This is a genomic window from Bradyrhizobium sp. NBAIM08 (assembly GCF_020193935.1).
GTDB lineage: Bacteria > Pseudomonadota > Alphaproteobacteria > Rhizobiales > Xanthobacteraceae > Bradyrhizobium > Bradyrhizobium yuanmingense.
Genome location: NZ_JADYVR010000009.1, coordinates 247,338 through 271,656, shown reverse-complemented (window position 1 = coordinate 271,656; position 24,319 = coordinate 247,338). Strand labels below are relative to the sequence as shown.

Here is a 24,319-nt window from a genome sequence, read left to right as displayed (position 1 = left end):
TCAAGCGGCGAAAGGGTGGGCAACGGCGCTGGTGGCGCCGGGCCCATCTCACCCCTGCCGCTGCCGCAACAGCGCTTCGACATCCAGCCGCTTGGTGAACATCGCGAGCTTCCCGTCAGGCCCGAACGGCCATTGCTCCCGCGGCTTGTCCCAATACAGCTCCACGCCGTTCTGGTCGGGGTCGCGCAGGTAGAGCGCCTCGCTGACGCCGTGATCGCTGGCGCCATCGAGCGCAATGCCGGCCGTGAGCACCCGATGCAGCGCATCCGCCAGCGCAGGGCGCGTCGGAAACAGGATCGCGGTGTGATAGAGCCCGGTCGCATCAGGCGGCGGCGGTGAGCCGCCCTTGCTCTCCCAAGTGTTGAGCCCGATGTGGTGGTGATAGCCGCCGGCCGCGATGAAGGCCGCCCCCGAGCCCATCCGCTGCATCAGCTCGAAGCCGAGCACGCCGCAATAGAAGCCGAGCGCACGATCGAGATCGGCGACCTTGAGGTGGACGTGGCCGATCCTGGTGCCGGCAGGAATGGTGGGGCTTTGCGACATGTGAATGCTCCCTCGAAAACATGCACGTAAGCCCCGCTTCGAGCCAGTGCTACGGCCAAACTCGAAACCCATCGTTTCTGAATGGGAAACTAAGCCAGCTCCGACACCTCGCCCTCGGGCAGGCCGAACTCGAACGTGTTCAGCGTCATCGACACCAGCGTGTAGTAGCCGCACAGCCCGATGACCTCGACGACGCCGCGCTCGCCGAGCAGCTTGACCGCTTCGTCGTAGAGACCTTTCTCGACGCCGTGGCCCTCGTGCAGCGACTTCGCGAGATCGTAGATCATCTTCCCCATGGGATCGTCGAAGTCGGGGGTGCGGCGGTCGCGGATCGCGTCGATAATCTCGGGCTTCATGCCGCCGGCGAGCGCGAGGCGCTTGTGCGCATACCATTCGCAATGCGCGGTCCAGTGCCGCGCCGTGACCAGGATCGCGATCTCCGAGAGTTCTGCGGGGAAGATCGTGTCGAAGCGCATCACCTCGCCGAGCCGCGTGGCATGCCGGGCCATCTCGGGGCTGTTCAGCCAAGCCATCATCGGAGGCGGCGGCTTGCCGCGCTTGCCGGCGATCGACTCGTCATAGGTCTGCCGCTGGCTCTCGTTCATTTCGCCAGGCGAAAGAAGTTTTAGGCGCATTGTCGTTTCCTCTTTGTTTTCAAGGCTCGCTGTCGCCGCGACTATAAATGATAAGTGGTTGAATTCCGCGGGGGCTTGGCCCAGACTCGCTGTCAACAATTCGAATGTTGGGTGATGGAAACGACCAATGACCGATCTCAAGACCAGCGATTCTGAATTCGCCGATCTCGAAACATTCCGCAACGAGACCTGCGCCTGGCTGGAGGCCAATTGCCCGCCGGAGATGCGCAAGCCCGCAACGTCCGATGCCGACGTGTTCTGGGGCGGACGCAACGCGAAATTCTCGTCCGAGCCGCAGCGCATCTGGTTCGAGCGCATGCGCGACAAGGGCTGGACCGTGCCCGACTGGCCGAAGGAGTATGGCGGCGGTGGCTTAAGCGCTGCCGAGCACAAGGTGCTGCGCGCCGAGATGGCGCGGATCGGCGCGCGGCCGCCGCTGTCGAGCTTCGGCATCTGGATGCTCGGGCCGGCGCTCTTGAAATACGGCAACGAGGCCCAGAAGAAGGAGCATCTGCCGAAGATCGCCGCGGGCGAGATCCGCTGGTGCCAGGGCTATTCGGAGCCGAACGCCGGCTCCGACCTCGCCTCGCTCCAGACCCGCGCCGAGAGCGACGGCGACGACTTCATCATCAACGGCCAGAAGATCTGGACTAGTTACGCCAATTACGCCGACTGGATCTTCTGCCTGGTGCGCACCGATCCGGCTGCGAAGAAGCACGACGGCATCAGCTTCATCCTGTTCGACATGACCTCCAAGGGCGTCTCGACCAAGCCGATCCTCTTGATTTCCGGCTACTCGCCGTTCTGCGAAACCTTCTTCGACAATGTCCGCGTGCCGAAGTCGCATGTGGTCGGCACCATCAACCGCGGTTGGGACGTTGCGAAATACCTGCTCCAGCACGAGCGCGCGATGATCTCGGGGATGGGCGAGCGCGGCGTCGGCCGGCCGCTCGGCCAGATCGCGGCCGATTCAGTCGGCACCGATGGGCAAGGCAAGCTCGACGACGCCATGCTGCGCGGGAAGATCGCCAGCTTCGACGTCGATGAAGCCGCGCTGGCTGCCTGCGCCGAGCGCGCGGTCGATCTCGCCAAGGCCGGGCAGGCGCATCCGGCGTTCTCCTCGGCGATGAAATATTACGGCACCGAGCTCAACAAGCGCCGCCACGAGATCCTGATGTCGGCGGGCGGCGTCGATGCGCTGGAATGGGAGAGCGAGCGCTCCAGGCAGGGCGCGCGCCCGCGCGCCTGGCTGCGCACCAAGGCCAACTCGATCGAGGGCGGCACGTCCGAGGTCATGCTCGGCATCGTCGCCAAGCGCATCCTGGATCTGCCGGGGGCGTGAGGTTTCCGTCATTCCGGGGCGCGACGAAGTCGCGAGCCCGGAATCCATTCATCCTCCCCCTCTGCCGCCCGATGGATTCCGGGCCTGCGCCTGCGGCGCATCCCGGAATGACGAACCAGATAGATTTCGAATCGGAAACACGCATATGGCCCTCGTCCTCACCGAAGAACAATCCATGCTCCGCGACTCCGCGCGCGGGCTGATCAGCGACAAGGCGCCGGTGTCGCACCTGCGCCACTTGCGCGACAGCAAGGACCCCACCGGCTTCTCCAAGGATCTTTGGCATTCCTTCGCCGAGATGGGGTTTGCCGGCTTGCTCGTGCCGGAAGAGTTCGGTGGCAGCGGTCTCGGTTTCGTCGAAGCCGGAATTATCATGGAGGAGATCGGCCGCACCTTGATGCCGTCGCCCTTCCTGGCGACGTCAGTGGTGGCGGCATCAGTGCTGACCCGCGGCGGCAATGCCGCGCAGAAATCGGAATATCTGTCAAAGATCGCGAACGGCTCGCTGCTCGCGACGCTCGCGATCGACGAGGGCGCCAAGCATCGCCCGCTGCAGACCAGCCTCAAGGCTGTGCGCGCCGGCAACGGCTTCAAGCTCTCCGGTGCCAAGGCGCTGGTGATCGACGGTCATGTCGCCGATCTCCTCATCGTCGCCGCGCGCACCGCGGGCTCTGCCGGCGAACGCGAGGGCCTGACGCTGTTCCTGGTCAACCCCAAGGCCAAGGGCGTTGCGATCGAGCGCACCATCATGGTCGATGCGCACAATGCGGCGCGGATCGAATTCGCCAATGTCGAGGTCACCGCCGACAGCGTGCTCGGCGAGGTCGACCAGGCGGCCGGCCTGCTCGATGGCGTGCTCGACATCGGCCGCGGCGCGGTCGCCGCCGAAATGGTCGGCCTTAGCGACGAGGTGTTTGGCCGCACTGTCGAGTATCTGAAGAGCCGCAAGCAATTCGGCAAGCTGATCGGCGAATTCCAGGCGCTGCAGCATCGCGCCGCCGAGCTCTACATCGACATCGAGATCACCCGTGCTGCCACCATGAAGGCGCTGCAGGCGCTCGATGCCGACCTTGCCAAGGCCGCACCCGCCGTCGCCGTCGCCAAGGCGCGCGCCGGCACCACCGCCACGCGCGCGGTGCAGGAAGGCGTGCAGATGCACGGCGGCATGGGCATGACCGACCAGTTCGACATCGGCTTCTTCATGAAGCGCGCCCGTGTCTGCGAGGAGCTGTTCGGCGACGCGAACTACCACACCGAGCAGCTGGCGCGCGCGCGGGGTTATTGAGATGCTCTCGTAGGGTGGGTTAGCACTGCAGAAGCGCGAAGCGCATCTGCAGTGCGTAACCCACCATCTTCGTCCGGCAAACGCGGAAGCATGGTGGGTTACGCCGAGCAATTGCGCTTAGCGCAATTGCAAGGCTAACCCACCCTACGACGTTCGCTGGAGACACCCCTTACCGCATCGGCGGTGCGTACTGCACACCGCCTGCGTTCCACAGCTGGTTCATGCCGCGCGGGATCTTCAGCTTCGACTTCTCGCCGATGTTGCGATCGTACATCTCGCCGTAATTGCCGACGTGGCGGATGATGCGCGCGGCCCAGTCCTTGTTGAGGCCGAGCTGCTCGCCGTAGCGGCCTTCGGTGCCGACGAGGCGCATCACCTCCGGCTTCTTCGACTTCAAGGCCTCGTCGATGTTCTCCGAGGTCACGCCGAGCTCCTCGGCGTTGATCATCGCGTAAAGCGTCCACTTCACGATCATCATCCAGTCGTCGTCGCGCTGGCGCACCACGGGGGCGAGCGGCTCCTTGGAGATCATGTCCGGCAGGATCATGTGGTCGCCGGGCTTCGTCAGGTTCAGCCTGAGAGCATAGAGCTGAGAAACGTCGGCGGAGAACGTGTCGCACTTGCCGGTGTCGTACGCCTTCACCACGTCGTTGAGGTTATCGAACTTCACCTCTTCATACTTCATGTTGTTGATGCGGAAGTAATCGGCGACGTTGAGTGTCGTCGTGGTTCCGTTCTGCACGCAGACCTTGCTGTCTGCCAGGTCGAGCGAGGTCTCCTTGTTGCGCGTGCGCGGCACCATGAAGCCGACGCCGTCGTAATAGGCCACGGCCGGGAAATACAAATCGTAGTCGAGCTCGCGCGCCATGCTCCAGGTCGTGTTGCGCGAGAGGATGTCCACCTTGCGGCTCTGCAGCTCCTTGAAACGCTCGTTGGCGTCGAGCGGAACGAACTTCGCCTTGCCGGGGTCGTTGAAGATCGCAGCGGCCACCGCGCGGCAGAAATCGACGTCGAAGCCGGTCCAGTTGCCCTTGTCGTCGGGGATCGAGAAGCCCGGCAGGCCCTTGTTGACGCCGCACAGCACCTCGCCGCGGCGAACCGTGCGCCTCAGGGTGCGGGTGTCGTAAAACTCGTAAATGATCGCGCCGATGGCGACCAGCACGGCGATGGCGACCCCGATCAGCAGGCCGCCACGAAAAGTGCGCATCATGTTGCTCTCTCGAAAAATCGGGAAAAGGAATCAGGCGAGGACGGAGTGCATGATCCGGATCCGGACGACCGCGTTGGCGCAAGGCACGCTGCGGCCGTCCGAAGCAATCATGCCGGGATCATGAACCTTAGAGCTCGGGCTTCTGCCGGATGACCACCTTGGTGCCGACAGGGACGCGATCGTAGAGGTCGGCGACGTCGGCGTTGACCAGGCGGAAGCAGCCCGAGGACACCTTGGTGCCGATCGTGTCGGGTCGGTTGGTGCCGTGGATGCGGTAGACGGTGGTGCCGAGATACATGGCGCGGGCCCCCAGCGGGTTGCCCGGGCCGCCGGCCATGAAGCGCGGCAGATAGGGCTGGCGCTGGATCATCTCCGGCGGCGGTGTCCAATCCGGCCACTCCTTCTTGTTGGTGATGGTCACCAGCCCCTGCCACTGGAAACCGTCGCGGCCGACGCCGATGCCGTAGCGGATGGCGCGCCCGCCGGGCTGCACCAAATAGAGGTGACGCTCGGCCGTCGAGACGATGATCGTGCCCGGCGGCTCGGTGGTGCGGAAGTAGACCACCTGCTTCTGCCATTCCGGCTCGAGCTGGTATCCGTCATCGGCGATCAGGCCCGGCTCGTCGCCGCGGTCCGGCTGCTGGGCGAAGGCGTGCGGCGTGGACAGGACCAGTCCCATCGCAGCCACGAAAATCCCGGTCAGGCGACGAAAATTCGTCATTTCAAGCTCTCCCCGCTGCCACAGCGCAAATCATTCGGAACCATCAAACCTGAGGGGCAAGTTCATGGCAAGTTGATGGCGCGCCGTCCTGGCATGTCACGAGAATGCTTTGGTTTTTTGACGGGCCCGGCGCAATGCCACGAACAGGGGATGGCGCGAAAAGCATAGGATGTGCGGCTGGGCGGGGTGCGCTCCCTTCCCCGCTTGCGGGGGAGGGTTGGGGAGAGGGTGCTTCCGCAATGGGACACTCCCCCAGAGGATAGAACCCTCACCCGCCGCTACGCGGCGACCTCTCCCGCAAGCGGGAGAGGCTTAGATCGAACGCGTGGTGAGATCGAGGCCGACAATTTGCGCCAGCTAAATCTTGTTGCTCCCCGCCGGGATCCCGAGCCGCCGGACGATCTCCGTCGCCACGGCGCGGGCTTCGACGCGCGAGCCGATGCGGGGGCTGCGAAACCGCCGCCCCGAATGCAGCCGGATCACCACGATGCAATGCTCGTCCTCGGAGCGGCCCCGGCGCTCGACCGTGATCGTTTTCACGTCGGGTCCGGCGATGCGGTCGGCGCGCAGGCTGCCGTCGCCCCACAGGCGCTCGACGCGAATATCGTTCGGCCCGATGATCCAGAACGCGCCGGTCGCAAGGTTGGCATAGCGATAGACGGCGAATGCGGCGATCGCGCCCAGCGGCAGCAGCAGGATATCGACATGGCTCGGCGAGAGGCCGCGCCACAGCTTGTAGGCATAGGGGGCCGCGGACAAAGCCACCGCGATCAGTGCGACGATGCGGATCTCCCGTGCAGGAAACGCCTCGAGAGGCTCGCCGAGATGCATCTCGGGATTGCTGGCGTCGAGCGGGTTGCTCGGCGCCTCGACATTGGGAACGTCGAAATGCGCCGCGATCCACGCCACGGTGTCGCGGACATGGGTGACATCGGAAATCGGCGGCGAGGTCAGCCGCTCGCCCGAGGCCAGGGTGAAGACGAGCTGGAAGCGGGCCTTCACCCTCTTGCTGCCGGGGACCTGCAGCGCCGTGATCTCGTCCTTCCCGACGAGGCGCGTCCTTAGTTTTCCGAACGGCCGTTGCCGGCCGATCAGGATCTCGTCCGGCGTGATGATCCACACCACCGCCGGCGCCATCATGATGCCGACGACGAATCCGGCTCCCACCAGCAGCGCCACCGTCGATATCGTGATTTCCAGGAGGTCCTGCGTGAACAGACCCGGCGTGAAGCAGAGGGCAACGGCAGCCGCACAGCCGGCCACGACCAGCCGCTGCGCGATCGAGGAACCTTCACGAAGGCGGATGTCGGTGCTGGTGGTCGCGTCCATTGCGGGCGGCTGATTGCGTCGATTGCGAAACTCCACGGACGGCTCCGTGGAGTCAAGCAACAAGGGCGACAATTGAAGCCCGCCGCGCGATGACCGTGCGGCGTCAGCTGCTCGCGTTCAGCAGCTTGGCCACCGTGCGATCGATCTCGTCATAGCTGCCTTCGCCGGCGTGCTGGAACACGATCTTGCCGCTCTGGTCGACGATGTATTGCGCCGGCCAATATTGATTGCGATAGGCGTTCCAGGTCTTGGACTCATTGTCCTGCGCCACCGGATAGGTGATGCCATGGCGCTTCAGCGCGGCCTGCACGTTGGCGGCGGAGCGCTCGAACGGGAATTCCGGCGTGTGCACGCCGACCACGACGAGGCCTCGATCCCGGTACTTGGCGTAGAGGCCGGTGACATGCGGCAGCGTGTTGACGCAGTTGACGCAGCCATAGGTCCAGAAATTGACCAGCACGACCTTGCCGCGGAGATCGGCGATATGAAGCGGCTTCGAGTTGAACCAGTTGGTGATGCCGGTGAAGTCGGGCGCGGCCTGCTGGTTCGCGGCGGCGGTGACGACAGGCGCGGCGCGTGCGGCCTCGTCGCAGATGCCGGGAATGACGGCGCCGATCACTGTGATGCCGATCAGTGCAGCAGACATTGCGAGCAGCTTGAGAGTCATGGAAAGCGTCCTCCGGTGAAGATGAGGTGGGATCACAGGCCGATCTGGCCGGTGGGGTAGAAGCCGGTGAGCCACGCCACAATCAGCGTGTCGTATTGAAAATAGGCGGCGACCGCGAAGCCGATCACGACGACGCCAAAGCCCTGCTGCAGCCGCGGTGAGATCCGGGCCAAGCTGCGTACGCGCGTGGTCGCGGCCTGTCCGCCGTAGGCTATTCCCAGCATCGGGATCGCAGTGCCAATGGCATAGGCGACCAGCAGCGTGCCGGCCCAGGCAACGTTCTTCGACGTCGCCACCAGCGTCAGGATCGAGCCGAGCACGGGCCCTGCGCAGGGCGTCCAGACCAGTCCCAAGGTGGTGCCGAGGATCAGCCCACCGAGCGCGCCCTCGCGCTGCGTGGCGCCGATGTTGCCGAGATCGAGCCAGCCGTTGATCCGGAGCGACAGCCATTCGAACGGCGCCGGCCACAGCATCAACAGGCCGAAGCCGAGCAGCAGGACCGCTGCCGCCTCGCGCAGCACGTTCGGATCGAAATCGAAGGCCCGCGTGATCGCGCCGAGCGCCAGCGCGACCGTCGAGAAGGAAAAGACGAAGCCGAGCGCGATCATCGCGGGTCGCAGATGCCCCGCGCGCCCGATCGAGGCGCCGAGCAGGATCGGCAACATCGGCAGCGTACAGGGCGCCGCGATGGTGAGGATGCCGGCGAGGAGAGCAAAGAGCAGGTCGAGCATGAGGCACTCGTGAGGGAGGTCACGAGGGCTGTTCGCGTGCGGTGGGACGGTCGTTACGCAGCGTCACGGCTTCGTGACGGGGGCTGTTGCTTTGCAGAGCACGGTGGCCGCGGGCTCCCGCCTCTCCCCTTGCCGGAGAGGCCGGCGCACTCGCAGAGTGCGGCGGGTGAGGGTTCTTTCCTCTGGGGGGAGTGCCCCGTTGCGGAAACACCCTCTCCCCAGCCCTCCCCCGCAAGCGGGGGAGGGAGCGCACCGACCGCGGAGCCGGCAACCACTCAGGCCCAAATAAAAACGACCCGGACGGGGCATCGTCCGGGTCGCTGGAGGTCTTGGGAGGTTTAACGAAACCGTATGGGAGCTTTATAGAAGGGAAGTTTTTCCGCCTGATGTTGTCGTTTGTTTCAATTGTTTCGTCAGTGGTAACGCTTCCGTGTCCGGGGAGAGGGCCAAAACGGAGGTCCTATCCCCTTGAAAACATTGTTGTTAAGCGGCGAAACGGTCGACGCCGGCGCCCTTAAGCAAATCGGCGAGTTGCTTGCGAGCATAGAACATCCGCGTCTTCACCGTGCTCTGGGGGATGCCGATGATCTGGCCGACCTCCTCCACCGACTTCTCGTGGTAATAGACGAGGTTGATGATCTCCCGATGCGCCGGCGACAGCTTCTGCACGCAGGCGCGCAGGATGGCGCTGGTGTCGCTGCGGTCGAGCGAGGTCTCCGGCGTGTCGCAACCATCAGGGATCTGACGCACGTCCTCCTGATCGATGTCCTCAAAGCGGCGCTGGCGCATCGCGGTCAGCGCCTTGAAGCGGGCGATCGAGAGCAGCCAGGTGGACACCTGCGAGCGGCCCTGGAATTGGCCGGCGGTCCGCCACACGTCCAGAAACACCTGGCTGACCAGATCTTCCGCCGTGGTGGCGTCGCGCACGATGCGCAGGATGAATCGGTACACCCGCACATTGTGCCGGCAGTAAAGGATGTGCATGGCCGTCCGGTTGCCGTCGGCAATGCTTGCGAGGAGCATGTCGTCCGAGGTCGCCTGAGCGGCAATGATGCTCTGGCTGGCTTGGGCGTTGATGGCAATGACGTTCGGCATGGACTTGGCTCCCCGTAGCGCCGCAACCGAGCGGCGTTTCCTTGGGTCAAAGTGTTAATGAGCCAACGTTTCGGGACGTCTGCACGAAAAGCGGAAAATGGTTTCGTGCGCCGTCAAATTGTTTCGCCGGACAGGGTGCGACGAAACATTCGGGGCAAAAAACCTTGTGATTTCAACGTACGGAAAATACGGGGTGGGGATTCGGGGCCGGACGGGCGCGCCGCGGAACGAATTTAGGGGGATTGCGTTTGGTCGCGCCACACCTACCGCTGTCGTCCCGGGGCGATAATCTCGTAGCCCGGATGAAGCGCAGCGAAATCCGGGGCAACTCCATCCGCGGCTACAGCACCCCGGATTGCGCTGTGCTCCATCCGGGCTACGGCAGAGCGGGTTGTGCCGCTCGCCCTACGCCTTCTCGCCCTGCGGCGAGAACAGATAGCCGCCGCCGCGGATGGTGCGAATCACGGCAGGCTTGGCCGGGTCGGGCTCGATCTTGCGGCGGATGCGCATGATGCGCAGATCGACCGCGCGGTCGAAGGCTTCGGCGTCGCGGGCGTTGGCGAGCTCGAGCAGGCGCTCGCGCGACAGCACGCGCTTCGGATTGGCCGCGAACACCTTGAGCAGCCCGAACTCGGATGCGGTCAGCGGATGCTCGTTGCCCTCGTCGTCGCGCAAGGCCTGCGCTTCGAGGTCGAGCCATTTGGTGCCGAAGCGCACCAGCTGCTCCTTGTCCGACTTCGCCGCTGGCGCCTCTGCCGCCTTGGCCGGCCCGCTCCGCCGCAGCACCGAGCGGATGCGCGCCATCAGCTCGCGCAGCTCGCAGGGCTTCGCCACGTAATCGTCCGCGCCGAGCTCGAGGCCGACGACGCGGTCGATCGGGCTCGCGGTCGCCGTCAGCATGATGACGGGCACGTTGATGCGGCTCTTGAGGTCGCGGATGATCGAGAGCCCGTCTTCCTCGGGCATGTTGAGGTCGAGCACGACGAGATCAGGCATGCTGCCCTGGATCGCGGCGCGCAAGGACTTGCCGCCGTCGCACAGCGTCACGGTGAAGCCGTGCATCTTGAGGTAATCGCCGACCATCTCCCGGGCCGGAGCCTCATCGTCGACGATCATGATGTGCTGGCTTTGGGTCATGGGCTTTGCATCATGGGCTTTGCATCACGGGCTTTGACATCACGGCGCTTCAGTCGCAGGGAGGGTGATGGTGAAGGTCGAGCCCTTGCCGGGGCCCTCGCTCTCGGCGGTCACCTCGCCGCCGTGCATGTCGATGATACGCTTGACGATGGAGAGCCCAAGTCCCGTCGAGCTCTCCCCGGCAGTCGGCTTGGCCGACAGCCGCTGGAACCGGCCGAACAGCCGGCCGAGGTCCTCCGGCGACAGCCCGGCGCCCTCGTCGCTGACGCTGACGATGGTGTCGCTGCCCTCGTGGACCACGGTGACGTCGATCTTGCCGCCGATCGGCGAGTATTTGATGGCGTTGCTGATGAGATTGTCGATCGCCTCGCGGATGCGGTCGGTGTCGCACATGGTGACGATGTTGGGCGGCGCCGTGACGCTGATCGCCTGCTGCTTGTTGACCGCGAGCGGCTGGTTGGCCTCGGCGACTTCCTTGACCAGGGCGGCGACGTCGACCGGCTCGCGGCGGATGGTGATGTCGAAGGCATCGGCCATCGCGTCCGAGATCAAATGATCGACCATCGTGGTCAGGCGCTTGGTGGCGTCGCGGATGTGGTCGACCTGGGCGACGACCCCGCTTTCCGAGGCGCCGGTCGAGATCAGCTCCTTGAGCATCTCGGTGCGGCCGAGAATGACGCCGAGCGGGTTCTTCAGGTCGTGCGCGACGGTGCCGAGAATCTCGTTCTTGAAGCCGTTGGCGCGCTGCAACCGCAGCCATTGCGCCGAGAGGCGGCGGTTGGCCTGCATCAGGGCGCGGGTGCGCTGGGCGACGCGGTCCTCCAGCTGGGTATTGGCGTCCTGCAGCTGCTGGTAGAGGATGACGTTGTCGAAGGCGATCGAGAGCCTGGAGGAGAAGATCTCGACCAGCGAACGGTCGGTCTCCGACAGCTCGCGCTCGGCCTGGAGGAGCACCACGACCTCGCGGCCCGATCCGGTGCGCAAATAGATCACGCTGCGATGGTCGGCGAACTCGTTCTTGCGGCGCTGGAACGCGGCCTCCACCATCTCGCGCAGCTCGGGGTCGAGCGCCTTCGACGAGGTGGTGCCGATGAAGCGGCTGTAGCAGCCGCTGCCGGCGAGCACCGAGAGCTCGGGATCGATGCCGCCATTGTCGCGCAGCACCAGGATGCCGGCGCAATCGACGTTGAGTAGCGAAGCGAGCTGGGTCAGGACGCCCTCGGCGAGCCGCTGCATCGACTTGAAGTCGTACAGCGTGGACGCCGCATCGATGATGATCTCCAGCCCGCGCCGCGTCTGCACCATGCGCTCGAGCTGCTGATAGGAGCGCAGCGCCGCGGTCAGCGAGGTGAACAGCTTGTCGGCGGTGAGCTCGGTCTTGGCCTTGTAGTCGTTGATGTCGTACTGAACGATGACGCGCCGCTCCGGCGCCTGGCCGGGCTGGCCGGTGCGCAGGATGATGCGCACGGTCTCGTTCCGGATCTCGTTGCGGATGAACTCGACCAGCTCGAGGCCGGCGACGTCGGTCTCCATGATGACGTCGAGCAGCACGGCGGCGACGTCGCGGTGCTCGGCCATCAGCTTGCGCCCTTCGGCCGCGGAATAGGCCGATAGGATCTCCAGGCTCTGGCCGTTCAGGCTGTAGTCCGACAGCGCGAAACGCGTACCGTCATGCACGGCCGGATCGTCATCGATGACGGCGATCTTCCATTTCCGGGCGTTGCTGTCCTCCGACGCGGTACCGGTGTCGTCGATCAGGTGGAGGACATCGTCCTGTTCGGCCATTGCGAAGATCCGTCACTTTCTGTGCTTTGCGCGCCGCCCTTGGCGACGCGGGGCATGATAATGCGAAAAGTAGTGCCTTGTCCCAGCTTGGATTCCAGCATCATCCGGCCGCCGAGCTGCTGGGTGACGAGGTTATAGACGATATGAAGGCCAAGTCCCGTGCCGCCTTCATTGCGCCGGGTGGTAAAGAAAGGGTCAAAGGCCTGGCGCTGCACGTCCGGGGTCATGCCGGCCCCGTCGTCGGAGAAGCTGATCTCGATGTCCTCGGTGCCGCGCGGCCGCGCCGAGATCGCGATCCGGCCGGCGCGGCCGTCGGCGAAGGCGTGGTTGGCGGCGTTGAGGAAGAGGTTGGTCAGGATCTGGCCGTAGGAGCCGGGATAGCCGTCGAGCAGCAGCCCCTCGGGGACATCGACCTCCAGCGTGATCGGCGAGCGCTTCAGCACCGGCTTGAGGCTGGCGATGATCTGGTCGGTGGCCTCGCTGAGCGAGAATTGCCGCCGCTCGGCATGGGAGCGGTCGACCGCGACCTGCTTGAATGACTGGATCAGCTCGCCGGCGCGGGTCAGGTTGGCGACGAGCTGCTGCGAGGCGTCGCGCGAGGACTGCACGAATTCCTCCAGCTGCGAGCGGCGCAGGCCGCCCTCGCCCTTGAGCTGGGCTTCGAAAATCTCGGTGCGCCGGGCAAAGCTCGAAGCCACCGTCAGGCTGATGCCGATCGGGTTGTTGACCTCGTGCGCAACGCCGGCAACCAGGCCGCCGAGCGCGGCCAGCCGCTCGGCGTCGATCAGGTTCTGCTGCGCGGTGTTGAGCTCGAGCAGGGCGCTCTCGGCCTTTTCCTTGGACGCGCGCAGCTCGTCCTCGGTCCGGCGCTTGGCGATCGCGTTCTCGCGGAACACCTCCACCGCGCGCGCCATGGCCCCGACCTCGTCGCGCGCTTTCGTGCCCTGCACCTCGCGGTCGAGATCGCCGAGCGTGATCGCCCGCATCGCGGACATGATCTGCTGCAGCGGCAGGCGGATCGACAGCGCGATCAGGACGCCCGCGGTGAGGATGATGCCGAGGAAGATCACCGCGATCGACAGCACCCGGCGTGAGATATCCGCCAGCGTGCGGTCGAACACCTCCTGCGCCTTCTGCTCGCGCTGGCGCATCTTGGTCGAGAGGTCGTCGATGGCGCCGATCGCCTCGGCCTGGCTGGCGTCGATGGTGTTGCGGAGCAGCTCGGTGCGGCTCGCAAGCTGCTCGGAGAGTTTTGCAAAGCCCTCGCGAAGTGCGGCGGTGCGGGCCGCGAGCCGCCGCAAGGCCATCTTCTGCAGGTCGTTGTCGGCGAGATCGATCATGACCGGGATGGTCCTCTCGATCGTCTCGGTATGGCGGCGCGCGTCGTCGGCGGCGCCCGACGACTGCGACAGGTAATAGGAATTGGCCGCGACCAGCATCGCGGTGAAGGCTTCGCGGGATTTGCCGAGTGAGGGCCAGATCAGCGCGTCGCGATGGCCGGTGGCACCCTCGATGATGGAGTAGAGTCCCGCCATGTCCCTGGCCGGGCCCTGCACCTGCTCCTCATAGGTCTTGGCGATGGTGGACTGCACGCTGCGCAGCTCGCCGAAGCCGTTGAGGAAGCGGTCGGTGGTGCGCTCCAGCTCCTCGACCGACCCTGATAGCATCGGGTCCTTGGCGGCGCGATTGGTCAGCGTGCCCAGCACCGCCTCGCGCAGCAACAGGATCTCGGCGAACAGGTCGGGGCTCGGCTGGTTGATGTAGCGGTGGATCAGGTTCTGCAGCCGCCCGGTCTCGCTCTCGAGCAGCGCCAGGATCCGATCGGACTCGCGCACCTGGCGCACATCGTCCCAGGCCGAGCCGAGCACCTTGGCGCCGTTCCAGATCATCGCCACCAGCACCACGACCACGGCGGAGTTCAGCGCGGCGATCGACAGGATGCGCCAGCGGATCGGCACCGCCCGTAAGAGGCCGACGATGCGCGCGCGCAGCTGCCCGAGCGGGCCGGGCGGCCTGTCCGCGTGTTCGCTATGTCCAAGTGCAGCCAAAAGGCCTCACTCCACCTTGCGAATGCGTTCGATCAGCGCGGCCGCGGCGGGATCGCGCGCGGCCTTGGCGTAGATCGGGGCCATCGCGTCCCAGAACGGCTTGCGGTCGATCTCCCTGACGATGGTGACGCCGGCGTCCTGCGCCTTGCGCTGCGACTGTTCCTCGAGGTCGCGCCACTTCTCGCGCATGAACCGGCTGGAGCGCTGCGCGGCCTCCTTAAAGATCGTCTGCTCCTCCGCCGACAGGCTGTTCCAGGCCTTCAGAGAGATCACCAGCACCTCCGGGCTCATCGTGTGCTCGGTCAGCGTGTAATGGCCGGCATGCTTGTAATGGTTCGTGGTCACGAAGGATGGCCAGTTGTTTTCGGCGCCGTCGATCAGATGGTTGGCAAGCCCGGTGAGCACCTGCCCGTAGGGCAGCTCGACCGGTTCGGCGCCGAGCGCGCGCATCATCTGGCTCATCAACTCCGACTGCTGCACGCGGATCCGCAATCCCTTGAGGTCCGCGATGGTCTTCACCGGGCGGACCCCGTTATAGATCGAGCGCGCACCCGAATCGTAGAAGGCGAGCCCGACGAAGCCGTAGGGCTCGAAGCTACCGAGGATCTCGCTGCCGACAGGTCCGTCCAGCACCTTCTGCATGTGCTCGATGGACCGGAACAGGAACGGCATCGCCAGCACGTTCATCGCCGGGACGAAATTGCCGATCAGGGCGACATTGGTCCGGTTGAGGTCGATCGCACCGGCCCGGGTCTGCTCGATCGTCTCCTTTTCCTCCCCGAGCTGGCGGGAGTGGAACACCTTGATCTCGTGGCGGCCCTTGGTGCGCTCGGCGATCAGGGCGCCCATGTAGCGCAGCGCCTGGACGGTCGGGTAATCTTCGGCCTGGGTGTCGGCGGCGCGAAATTCGCGCGCAACCGCACTCGTCGCGCGCATGCTCGACGAGACTGCGGCAAGCAGAAGCGCGACGAAGACCACCCCGGTCCGCGAGAGTTCGGCACGGCTCAACACTGGCACACTCAACCCCTCAGTGGTGGAGTCTATGGCGGAAGGAAAAGGTTCAATGCAATCTAAAGCGTTTTCAAGCGAAGTGGATACCGGTTCGCGTAAAGAAAACCCGTCAAATTAATAATTTAGAACCCGTTCCGATTGGAACGGGGCTGCAGCAGATGTTAAGGGAAGTCCCATCCCGCCCCCGGCCAGCGGGCTGATTGTGCGGCGCGGCCGGCGTTCATTCCCGGTTGAAACGACCAATGCCGGGCCTTAAGCAGGACAGCCGCCTCGTCGTCGCCGCGGCCTGGGAAGAGCCATCCTGATGTCAGCCTTGCGCCTTTTGCAGCTCGTTGCCGCCTTTGCGGCCCTCGCATTGGCCGCCCCTGCGCGGGCCGCCACCGAGATCGCCTGGTGGCACGCCATGTCCGGCGAGCTCGGGCGGCAGCTGGAAAAGCTCGCCGCCGACTTCAACGCCTCGCAATCCGATTACCGCATCGTGCCCGTCTACAAGGGCAATTACACCGAGACGGTGACGGCCGCGATCTTCGCCTTCCGCTCGCGCACCCAGCCCGCCATCGTCCAGGTCAACGAGGTCGCCACCGCCACCATGACCGCGGCCAAGGGCGCGATCTATCCGGTGTTCAGCCTGATGCGGGACCAGGGCGAGCCGTTCTCGCTCAGTGATTACCTGCCCGCGGTCTCCGGCTATTACACCGATGCGGCCGGCAATCTGTTGTCCTTTCCGTTCAATTCCTCGACGCCGATCCTGTACTACAACAAGACCATGTTCCGCGACGCCGGCCTCGATCCGGAGGCGCCGCCGAAGACCTGGCCGGAACTGGGAGCGGCCGCCAAGCGCCTGCGCGACCGCGGCGCTGCTTGCGGCTTCACCACGTCCTGGCCGTCCTGGATCCATGTCGAGAATTTCGCCGCCTTCCATAACCTCGCGGTCGCGAGCCGGGCGAACGGCTTCGCCGGGCTGGATGCGGAATTGACCATCAACAATCCGAGGCTGGTGCATCACGTCGCGGCGCTCAGCGAGTGGCAGAAGACCAGGCTGTTCGATTATAGCGGCCGTGGGCAGTCGGCCGAGCCGCGCTTCCAGAAAGGCGAATGCGGCATCTTCATCGGCTCCTCGGCCACGCGGGCCGACATCAAGGCGAATTCGAAGTTCGAGATCGGCTACGGCATGATGCCCTATTGGCCCGACGTGAAGGGCGCGCCGCAGAACTCGATCATCGGCGGCGCCACGCTGTGGGTGCTGCGCGACCGTCCGCGCGAGGAATACAAGGGCGTGGCGCGGTTCTTCGCCTATCTGTCCCAGCCCGGCGTGCAGGCGGCCTGGCACCAGAACACCGGCTATCTGCCGGTGACCCGCGCCGCCTTCGAGCTGACGCGCTCGCAAGGCTTCTATGAGCGCAATCCCGGCTCGGCGATCTCGTTCGAGCAGATCACGCTCAATCCGCCGACCGAGAATTCCAAGGGCGTCCGGCTCGGCTCCTTCATCCTGATCCGCGGCGTGATCGAGGACGAGCTCGAGCAGGCCTTCGCCGGCCACAAGAGCGCGCAATCAGCGCTCGATTCCGCCGTCGAGCGCGGCAACAAGCTCTTGCGCCAGTTCGAGCGCGCGAGTCCCGAGCGGTAGGGTGTGTTGCGATTATGTCTCGCCGCCGCTGCGAACGAGGTGCGCTCCCTCCCCCGCTTGCGGGGGAGGGTTGGGGAGAGGGTTCTCTCCACGTTGGGATTGTCTGAAGTCTGCGGAGAGTGTCCCCACGTGGAGAGAGCCCCCACCCGGCGCTTCGCGCCGACCTCCCCCGCAAGCGGGAGAGGTGCACCGTTTCCTTGGCTTGCACCGGGTCAACCAAAGTTGCCCCTGCATTCGATACGCGAGTGCAGATGACAATCACGCCGCAACAGCTGCCTCACTTCACCGACGCCGCAAGCTTCCGCGCCTTCCGCTCCGCCTCCGCGCAATGGCTGCCAATCGCTCTCGACATCGCACGTAGCCATGGCCTCGATGCCGGCTCGCCGCATGTGTTTGCGACCGGCACCAATCTCGTGGTCGGCCTCGGCGAGACGCTGATCCTGAAGATCTTTCCGCCGCTGCTCGCAGCGCAGTTCGTCTCGGAGCGCGCCGCGCTGACGCAGCTCAAAGGCCGTCTGCACCTGCCGATCCCCGAGATCGTCGCGGAGGGGATGCGCGACGGCTGGCCCTATCTCGTCATCACGCGCCTTGCCGGCACGCTGGGTTCGGAGGTCTGGCCATCACTGCCGGAGCCGCAGAAGGAGCGCCTGCTGCTCCAGATCGGGGAGACCATCGCCGCCGTGCAGCGCGTTCCGCTCGGGGAGCTCGCGTCCATCGAGCCGCGCTGGGATGCGTTCATGCGTCAGCAGATGCAGGGCTGCCGCGGGCGGCACGAGCGTCTCGGCCTCGCACCAAAATTCCTCGCCGGCCTCGACGATCTCCTACGTGACGCCCCGAAGCTGATCCCGATGGACGCGCCGCCCGTGATCCTGATCGGTGAATACATCCCCGAGAACTTTCTGCTCGCCTGTGACGGCCAATGGTCGCTCGGCGGCCTGTTCGATTTCGGCGACGTGCTCACGGGGTGGCGCGACTACGATCTGCTCGGCCCCAGCGCCTTCATGGCGGCGGGCCGTCCGGGCAGAGTGAAGAGCCTGCTCGAAGGCTTTGGCTATACGACACTGGATTTTACCCTCAAGCGCCGCCTGATGGCCCTGATGCTGCTGCACCGCGCCAGTGACCTCAACGCGCACATCTGCATCGAGGGCTGGCAGGAGCGGGCGGATGATTTGATCGAGCTGCAGGAGTTGATCTGGCCCAACTGAGGGCCCCCTCCGTCATTCCGGGGCGCCGCGCAGCGGCAGGCCCGGAATCCATTGTGCCGCGCGTTCTGCCGCCCGATGGATTCCGGGTTCGATGCTGCGTATCGCCCCGGAATGACTCTGGGGGGCCGGGACGAGCGCCGGCGGCTGCCTCCATAATGATCCCTCAAGTCGATCAGCCTAAGTTTTACGCAATTGTGCGTCTTTGTATGCAATTGCGCGTTGCGGTGCAGAGTGCTGAGAACAGGAATAATTTGTGATATCAGCGGCTTAGATGGACTTTAGTCTCCCGTTAAGCCTTGGCACAAACCTTGCGAATCCAGTTCCAGCCAAAACCTTTGTGTTGGAGCGATTTCATGAAGCGCCGCGATTTCCTCAAATCCGTTTCCGGGTTGGCCGCTGGCGCGGCGCTTCCGGCCATGCCGTCCGTGATCTCCTCAGCCAAGGCCGATGCCCGCTCGGAGACCTTGCTGATCGTCTCGGAAGGCGGCCCCAACAATCTCGACATCCATGGCATCGGCACCAACGTGCCCGGCTATGAAGTCTCCTGGAATTGCTACGACCGCCTGATCAGCCACGAGATGAAGAGCGGTCCCGGCGGCGTGCCCTATTACGACCGCGACAAGTTCAAGGGCGAACTCGCCGACGACATGAAGATCGACGACATGTCGGTCACCTTCAAGCTGAAGAAGAACGCCAAATTCCACGACGGCGCGCCTGTTACCGCGAAAGACGTGAAATGGTCGCTCGACCGCGCCGTCAGCGTCGGCGGCTTCCCGACCTTCCAGATGAGCGCGGGTTCGCTCACCAAGGCCGAGCAGTTCGTCGTGGTCGACGATCACACTGTGCGCGTCGACTTCCTGAAGAAGGACAAGCTGACGATCCCCGATCTCGCCGTGATCGTGCCCTGCATCGTCAATTCCGAGCTGGTGAAGAAGAATGCCAGCGAGAAGGATCCCTGGGGCCTCGAGTTTACAAAACAGCAGACCGCCGGCTCCGGCGCCTACAAGGTGACGAAGTGGACCGCCGGCACCGAAGTGATCATGGAGCGCAATGAGGATTGGGTCGGCGGTCCGCTTCCCAAGATCAAGCGCGTGATTTGGCGCATGGTGCCGCAGGCCGGCAACCGCCGTGCGCTGCTCGAGCGCGGCGATGCCGACATCTCCTATGAGCTGCCGTTCAAGGATTTCCAGGAGATGAAGGCGAACGGCAAGCTCAACGTGGTGTCGCTGCCGTTCTCCAACGGCATCCAGTATATCGGCATGAACGTCACCAAGCCGCCGTTCGACAATCCGAAAGTGCGGCAGGCCATCGCCTATGCGTTGCCGTACCAGAAGATCATGGACGCCGTGCTGTTCGGTCTCGGCAATCCCATGTTCGGCGCAAAGGACAAGGCCACCGAAGTCGCCTGGCCGCAGCCGCACAAGTACAACACCGACATGGAGAAGGCGAAGGCCCTGCTGGCTGAAGCCGGTTACGCCAACGGCTTCGAGACCACGATCTCGTTCGATCTCAACTTCGCCGGCGTCAACGAACCGCTCTGCATCCTCGTGCAGGAGAGCCTCGCCCAGCTCGGCATCAAGACCACCATCAACAAGGTGCCAGGCGCCAACTGGCGCACCGAGCTCAACAAGAAGGAGATGCCGCTGTTCACCAACGTGTTCTCGGGCTGGCTCGATTACCCCGAGTACTTCTTCTACTGGTGCTATCACGGCAACAACTCCGTCTTCAACACCATGAGCTACAAGTCGGCGGCGATGGACAAGTTCATCGACGGTGCGCGCACGGCGGCCGCCACCGGCGACAAGGCCGCTTACGATGCCGACGTGAAGGGCTTCGTCGATCTCGCCTTCGCCGACGTCCCGCGCATTCCGCTCTACCAGCCCTTCGTCAACGTCGCGATGCAGAAGAACATCAGCGGCTACCAATACTGGTTCCACCGCAGGCTCGATTATCGCGCGATGGCGAAGGGGTGAGGAAAGCGAATAGGGAGCGGCGAATAGCGAATAGGGGGACGTGATGGTTGACAGGAGCGAATATCCATTCGCCACTCGCTATTCGCCATTCGCGCGAGCGGAGCGAGCACCATGCTGACCATGATCGGCAAGCGCCTGATGTTCGCGATCCCCTCGCTGATCGGCGTCGTCATCGTCACCTTCCTGCTGACGCGCGCGCTGCCGGGCGATCCCGCCGCCTACTTCGCCGGCCCCGCCGCGACCAAGGAAGCCGTCGAGCAGATCCGGAAAAAACTCGGCCTCGACAAGCCGCTGATCGAGCAGTTCTTCCGCTATGCCAACGATCTCGCGCATGGCGATTTCGGCAACTCGCTGACGACGGGCCAGCCGGTCGCCACCGAGATTCGTAACCGCCTGCCGGCGTCAGCCGAGCTGACGCTGCTCGGCCTCTTCGTGTCCGTTGCGATCGCCATTCCGCTCGGCGTGCTGGCGGCAACGCGGCCGGGATCATGGATCGACCATCTCTGCCGGGTCACGACCACGGCCGGCGTGTCGTTGCCGGTGTTCTTCACCGGCCTCGTGCTGGTCTATGTCTTCTACTTCCGGCTCGGCTGGTCGCCGGCGCCGCTCGGCCGTCTCGACGTGTTCTACAGTGCGCCGCCGACGGTAACAGGCTTCTATCTGATCGACACTTTGATCGCGCGCGATGTCGAGGCGTTCCGCTCGGCGTTGAGCCAACTCATCCTTCCCGCAACGACGCTCGCGATCTTTTCGCTGGCGCCGATCGCGCGCATGACGCGCGCCTCGATGCTCGCGGTGCTCGCGTCCGAATTCGTCCGCACCGCGCGCGCCAGCGGCCTGTCGCCGGCAACCGTGATCGTCACCTACGCGTTCCGCAACGCGATGCTGCCGGTCATCACCACGCTCAGCATGGTGTTCTCGTTCCTGCTGGGGGCCAACGTGCTGGTCGAGAAAGTGTTCGCATGGCCGGGCATCGGCTCCTACGCGGTGGAAGCGCTGATCTCCTCCGACTTCGCGCCGGTGCAGGGTTTCGTGCTGACCATGGCCGTCATGTACGTGCTGCTCAATCTGATCATCGACATTTTGTACGGCGTGATCGACCCGCGCGTCAGGCTGGAGGGGTAGGTTATGAGCTCCGTTGCGCCTGCTGTTGAACCTGTCGGTCCCGCCCGCACGTCAGGCCTCGTCGCGGTACTCGAGCAGACCCGCTATGTCCTCGGCGAGAACAAGGTCACGGGTTTTGCCTTTGCGCTGCTCCTGATCATCGTGTTCGCCGCGCTGTTCGGCCCTTACGTGGTGCCGTACGATCCGCTCGCCTCCGACACCGCGGCTGCGTTGAAACCGCCGTCGGCGGCGCACTGGTTCGGCACCGACCAGCTGGGGCGCGACATCTTCAGCCGCGTCATCGTCGCCACGCGCCTCGACTTCTTCATCGCGATCGCTTCGGTCGCGCTGGTGTTCCTGATGGGCGGCCTTGCCGGCATCGCGGCCGGCTATTTCGGCGGCTGGACCGACCGCATCGTCGGCCGCATCGCCGATACCATCATGGCCTTCCCGCTATTCGTGCTCGCGATGGGCATCGTCGCCGCGCTCGGCAACACCGTGCAGAACATCATCCTGGCCACCGCGATCGTGAACTTCCCGCTCTATGCCCGCGTCGCGCGCGCGGAAGCCAATGTCCGCCGCAATGCCGGCTTCGTGCAGGCCGCGCGTCTGTCAGGCAACGGCGAGTTCCGCATCCTCCTGGTGCACATCCTGCCGAACATCATGCCGATCATGATCGTGCAGATGTCCCTGACCATGGGGTACGCCATCCTCAACGCCGCCGGCCTCTCCTTCATCGGCCTCGGCGTCCGTCCGCCGACTGCCGAATGGGGCATCATGGTCGCCGAAGGCGCGGGCTTCATGGTGTCGGGCGAATGGTGGATCGCGCTCTTTCCCGGCCTTGCCCTGATGATCGCCGTGTTCTGCTTCAACCTGCTCGGCGATGGCCTCCGCGACATCGTCGATCCCCAGCGGAGGACGTGATGGCAGACGTACGTCAGAAATTCTCCAATGATTTCAGTCGCCATTCTACTGTGCATGGGGTTGTTTTCGACCGCTTGAGTGACGGGAGCCGTCCATGACGGCCCAGCCCCTGCTCGACGTCCAGGACCTCACGGTCGAATTCACCACCCGCCGCGGCATCGTCAAGGCGGTGCAGCACGTCAACATCTCCGTCGCGAAGGGCGAGACGCTCGCCATCGTCGGCGAGTCCGGCTCCGGCAAGTCGGTGACCTCCTACGCGGTGATGCGCATCCTCGACCGCGCCGGCAAGATCGCCGAGGGCTCGGTGATGTTCTCCGGCATCGACGTCAAGGCCGCCACCGAAGACCAGATGCGGGACTTGCGCGGCCGCGAAGTCTCGATGATCTTCCAGAACCCGCGCGCCGCGCTGAACCCGATCCGGAAAGTGGGCGATCAGATCGAGGACGTGCTGCGCACCCATGTGCAGCAGGCCCAGGTCGCCGATCACGGCGAGAAGGCGATCGAGGCGCTCGAGCAGGTCAAGATCGCCCGCCCGCGCGAGCGCTATCACGCCTATCCGTTCGAGCTGTCGGGCGGCATGTGCCAGCGCGTCGTCATCGCGCTCGCGCTGGCCTGCAATCCGCAGCTGCTCATCGCCGACGAGCCGACGACCGGATTGGATGTCACCACGCAGAAGGCGGTGATGGACCTGATCGTCGAGCTGACGAAACGCCGCGCGATGTCGACCATCCTGATCACGCACGATCTTGGCCTCGCTGCCGCCTATTGCGACCGCGTCGTCGTCATGGAGAAGGGCCGCGTCGTCGAGACCGCCACCGCCGCCGACATTTTTGCCAACCCTCAGCACCCCTACACCAAGAAGCTGATGCGCGCGACGCCGCGGCTCGGGGTGAGCTTGCGCGATCTGCTGCCGGAAGAGGAGACTCTTGCCTCTCCCCGCGCGCGGGGAGAGGCCGACGCGCGAAGTGCGGCGGGTGAGGGGGACTCTCCACGAGCCGAGTTCGCAGAGGCAGCCCCTCACCCCAACCCTCTCCCCGTGAAGGACGGGGAGAGGGAGCAGAGCGGTGCAAGCGGTGAGAGGGAGAAGACGCTCCTCCTCCGCGTTGAAAAGCTCGTCAAGGAATATCCCCGTCAGGGCGCGACCGCCGTGCTCGGCAAGCTGTTCGGCCGCAAGCCGCCGGTCGAGCCGGACGTGTTCCGCGCCGTCGACGGCATCAGCTTCGTGATCGGTCATGGCGAGAGCGTCGGTCTCGTCGGCGAATCCGGCTGCGGCAAATCGACCACGTCGATGATGGTGATGCGTCTGCTCGACCAGACCTCCGGCCTGATCCAGTTCGACGGCGAGGACATCGGCGGCATTCAGCCTGCCGCCTTCGCCCGGCTGCCGCAGCGTAGCCGCATCCAGATGGTGTTCCAGGACCCGACCGACAGCCTCAACCCGCGCTTCACCGCCGCGCGCGCGATCGCCGACCCGATCATGCAGCTTGGCGATATCAAGGGCCGCGACGCGCTCCGCGCCCGCTGCGAGGAACTCGCCACCATGGTCGGCCTGCCGCACAATCTGCTCGACCGCTTCCCGCACCAATTGTCCGGCGGCCAGAAGGCCCGCGTCGGTATCGCCCGGGCGATCGCGCTGCATCCCAAGCTCGTCATCCTGGACGAGCCGACCGCGGCGCTGGACGTTTCCGTGCAGGCTGTCGTCCTCAACCTGCTGCAGGACCTCAAGGCGAGGCTAGGTATGAGTTATCTGTTCGTCTCGCATGATTTGAACGTGGTGCGCTTGTTGTGCGATCGTGTCATTGTGATGCGGACCGGACGGATCGTCGAGGAAGGCTCTTCCGAGCAGGTTCTCGGCGATCCCAAGGACGACTACACCAAGGAGCTGCTGACGGCGATCCCGCATCCACCGTTGCCGATCCACTGAGACTGCACTGATTGCTTGAGAGC

Annotated in this window: 20 protein-coding genes; 8 read left to right on the top strand and 12 right to left on the bottom strand. The window is 64.9% G+C overall.

What is annotated here, in order from left to right; translation table 11 throughout:
* Positions 1 to 48 precede the first annotated feature (48 nt).
* Together I6F37_RS28270 and I6F37_RS28265 are read right to left on the bottom strand one after the other, a co-directional pair.
* Positions 49 to 543, bottom strand: a complete 495-nt coding sequence (locus I6F37_RS28270) for a VOC family protein (RefSeq protein ID WP_225140618.1) — start codon at positions 541 to 543, stop codon at positions 49 to 51.
* Positions 544 to 632: 89 nt separating this feature from the next.
* A complete protein-coding gene (locus I6F37_RS28265; RefSeq protein ID WP_225153285.1) occupies positions 633 to 1,178 on the bottom strand; it encodes a carboxymuconolactone decarboxylase family protein in 546 nt (181 codons plus the stop codon).
* A gap of 127 nt (positions 1,179 to 1,305) precedes the next feature.
* On the opposite strand from I6F37_RS28265, the gene I6F37_RS28260 reads away from it, so the two are divergent.
* Entirely contained in the window at positions 1,306 to 2,520 is a 1,215-nt protein-coding gene (locus tag I6F37_RS28260; protein WP_225153283.1) for an acyl-CoA dehydrogenase family protein, read from the top strand.
* Between the two features lie 145 nt (positions 2,521 to 2,665).
* Positions 2,666 to 3,805 (top strand): acyl-CoA dehydrogenase family protein, encoded by a 1,140-nt coding sequence (locus I6F37_RS28255; protein WP_225153281.1) that lies wholly within the window; start codon positions 2,666 to 2,668, stop codon positions 3,803 to 3,805.
* Between the two features lie 169 nt (positions 3,806 to 3,974).
* Here the strand turns inward: I6F37_RS28255 and I6F37_RS28250 are convergent, their stop codons facing one another.
* The 10 genes from I6F37_RS28250 to I6F37_RS28205 form a co-directional block, all read right to left on the bottom strand.
* On the bottom strand, positions 3,975 to 5,012 hold the full coding sequence (locus I6F37_RS28250; protein ID WP_109145580.1) for an amino acid ABC transporter substrate-binding protein: 1,038 nt from the start codon (positions 5,010 to 5,012) through the stop codon (positions 3,975 to 3,977).
* A gap of 130 nt (positions 5,013 to 5,142) precedes the next feature.
* The gene (locus tag I6F37_RS28245; protein ID WP_036001920.1) at positions 5,143 to 5,736 is read right to left on the bottom strand and encodes a L,D-transpeptidase; all 594 of its coding nucleotides are present in this window, start codon (positions 5,734 to 5,736) and stop codon (positions 5,143 to 5,145) included.
* Between the two features lie 357 nt (positions 5,737 to 6,093).
* Positions 6,094 to 7,065, bottom strand: a complete 972-nt coding sequence (locus I6F37_RS28240; protein ID WP_036001914.1) for a hypothetical protein — start codon at positions 7,063 to 7,065, stop codon at positions 6,094 to 6,096.
* A 103-nt stretch (positions 7,066 to 7,168) separates the two neighbouring features.
* Complete coding sequence (locus I6F37_RS28235) at positions 7,169 to 7,732, bottom strand: thioredoxin family protein (RefSeq protein ID WP_036001911.1); 564 nt, start codon at positions 7,730 to 7,732, stop codon at positions 7,169 to 7,171.
* A gap of 32 nt (positions 7,733 to 7,764) precedes the next feature.
* Positions 7,765 to 8,463, bottom strand: a complete 699-nt coding sequence (locus tag I6F37_RS28230) for a cytochrome c biogenesis CcdA family protein (RefSeq protein WP_036001908.1) — start codon at positions 8,461 to 8,463, stop codon at positions 7,765 to 7,767.
* Positions 8,464 to 8,946: 483 nt separating this feature from the next.
* A complete protein-coding gene (locus tag I6F37_RS28225) occupies positions 8,947 to 9,558 on the bottom strand; it encodes a sigma-70 family RNA polymerase sigma factor (protein ID WP_036020284.1) in 612 nt (203 codons plus the stop codon).
* Positions 9,559 to 9,963: 405 nt separating this feature from the next.
* Positions 9,964 to 10,695, bottom strand: a complete 732-nt coding sequence (locus tag I6F37_RS28220; RefSeq protein WP_036001902.1) for a response regulator — start codon at positions 10,693 to 10,695, stop codon at positions 9,964 to 9,966.
* Between the two features lie 39 nt (positions 10,696 to 10,734).
* Positions 10,735 to 12,480, bottom strand: coding sequence for a DUF3369 domain-containing protein (locus tag I6F37_RS28215; RefSeq protein ID WP_074447643.1), 1,746 nt, complete (start codon positions 12,478 to 12,480; stop codon positions 10,735 to 10,737).
* Positions 12,450 to 14,528 (bottom strand): ATP-binding protein, encoded by a 2,079-nt coding sequence (locus I6F37_RS28210; protein WP_036001883.1) that lies wholly within the window; start codon positions 14,526 to 14,528, stop codon positions 12,450 to 12,452. Before I6F37_RS28210 ends, I6F37_RS28215 begins: the two co-directional genes overlap by 31 nt.
* Positions 14,529 to 14,534: 6 nt before the next feature.
* A complete protein-coding gene (locus I6F37_RS28205) occupies positions 14,535 to 15,545 on the bottom strand; it encodes a TRAP transporter substrate-binding protein (protein ID WP_036001891.1) in 1,011 nt (336 codons plus the stop codon).
* A gap of 298 nt (positions 15,546 to 15,843) precedes the next feature.
* On the opposite strand from I6F37_RS28205, the gene ugpB reads away from it, so the two are divergent.
* The 6 genes from ugpB (at position 15,844) to I6F37_RS28175 (ending at position 24,296) form a co-directional block, all read left to right on the top strand.
* A complete protein-coding gene (gene ugpB / locus I6F37_RS28200; RefSeq protein WP_193374946.1) occupies positions 15,844 to 17,166 on the top strand; it encodes a sn-glycerol-3-phosphate ABC transporter substrate-binding protein UgpB in 1,323 nt (440 codons plus the stop codon).
* A 251-nt stretch (positions 17,167 to 17,417) separates the two neighbouring features.
* Entirely contained in the window at positions 17,418 to 18,371 is a 954-nt protein-coding gene (locus tag I6F37_RS28195; RefSeq protein ID WP_036001878.1) for a phosphotransferase, read from the top strand.
* Positions 18,372 to 18,724: 353 nt separating this feature from the next.
* Positions 18,725 to 20,344, top strand: a complete 1,620-nt coding sequence (locus tag I6F37_RS28190; RefSeq protein ID WP_036001875.1) for an ABC transporter substrate-binding protein — start codon at positions 18,725 to 18,727, stop codon at positions 20,342 to 20,344.
* A gap of 111 nt (positions 20,345 to 20,455) precedes the next feature.
* Positions 20,456 to 21,469 carry an ABC transporter permease gene (locus tag I6F37_RS28185; RefSeq protein WP_036001872.1) on the top strand — a complete coding sequence of 338 codons (1,014 nt, stop codon included), beginning with the start codon at positions 20,456 to 20,458 and terminating at the stop codon, positions 21,467 to 21,469.
* A 3-nt stretch (positions 21,470 to 21,472) separates the two neighbouring features.
* A complete protein-coding gene (locus I6F37_RS28180; RefSeq protein WP_036001868.1) occupies positions 21,473 to 22,372 on the top strand; it encodes an ABC transporter permease in 900 nt (299 codons plus the stop codon).
* 94 nt (positions 22,373 to 22,466) lie between these two features.
* Positions 22,467 to 24,296: an ABC transporter ATP-binding protein gene (locus I6F37_RS28175; RefSeq protein WP_036001864.1), complete on the top strand. Its 1,830-nt coding sequence runs from the start codon at positions 22,467 to 22,469 to the stop codon at positions 24,294 to 24,296.
* Positions 24,297 to 24,319: the final 23 nt, after the last annotated feature.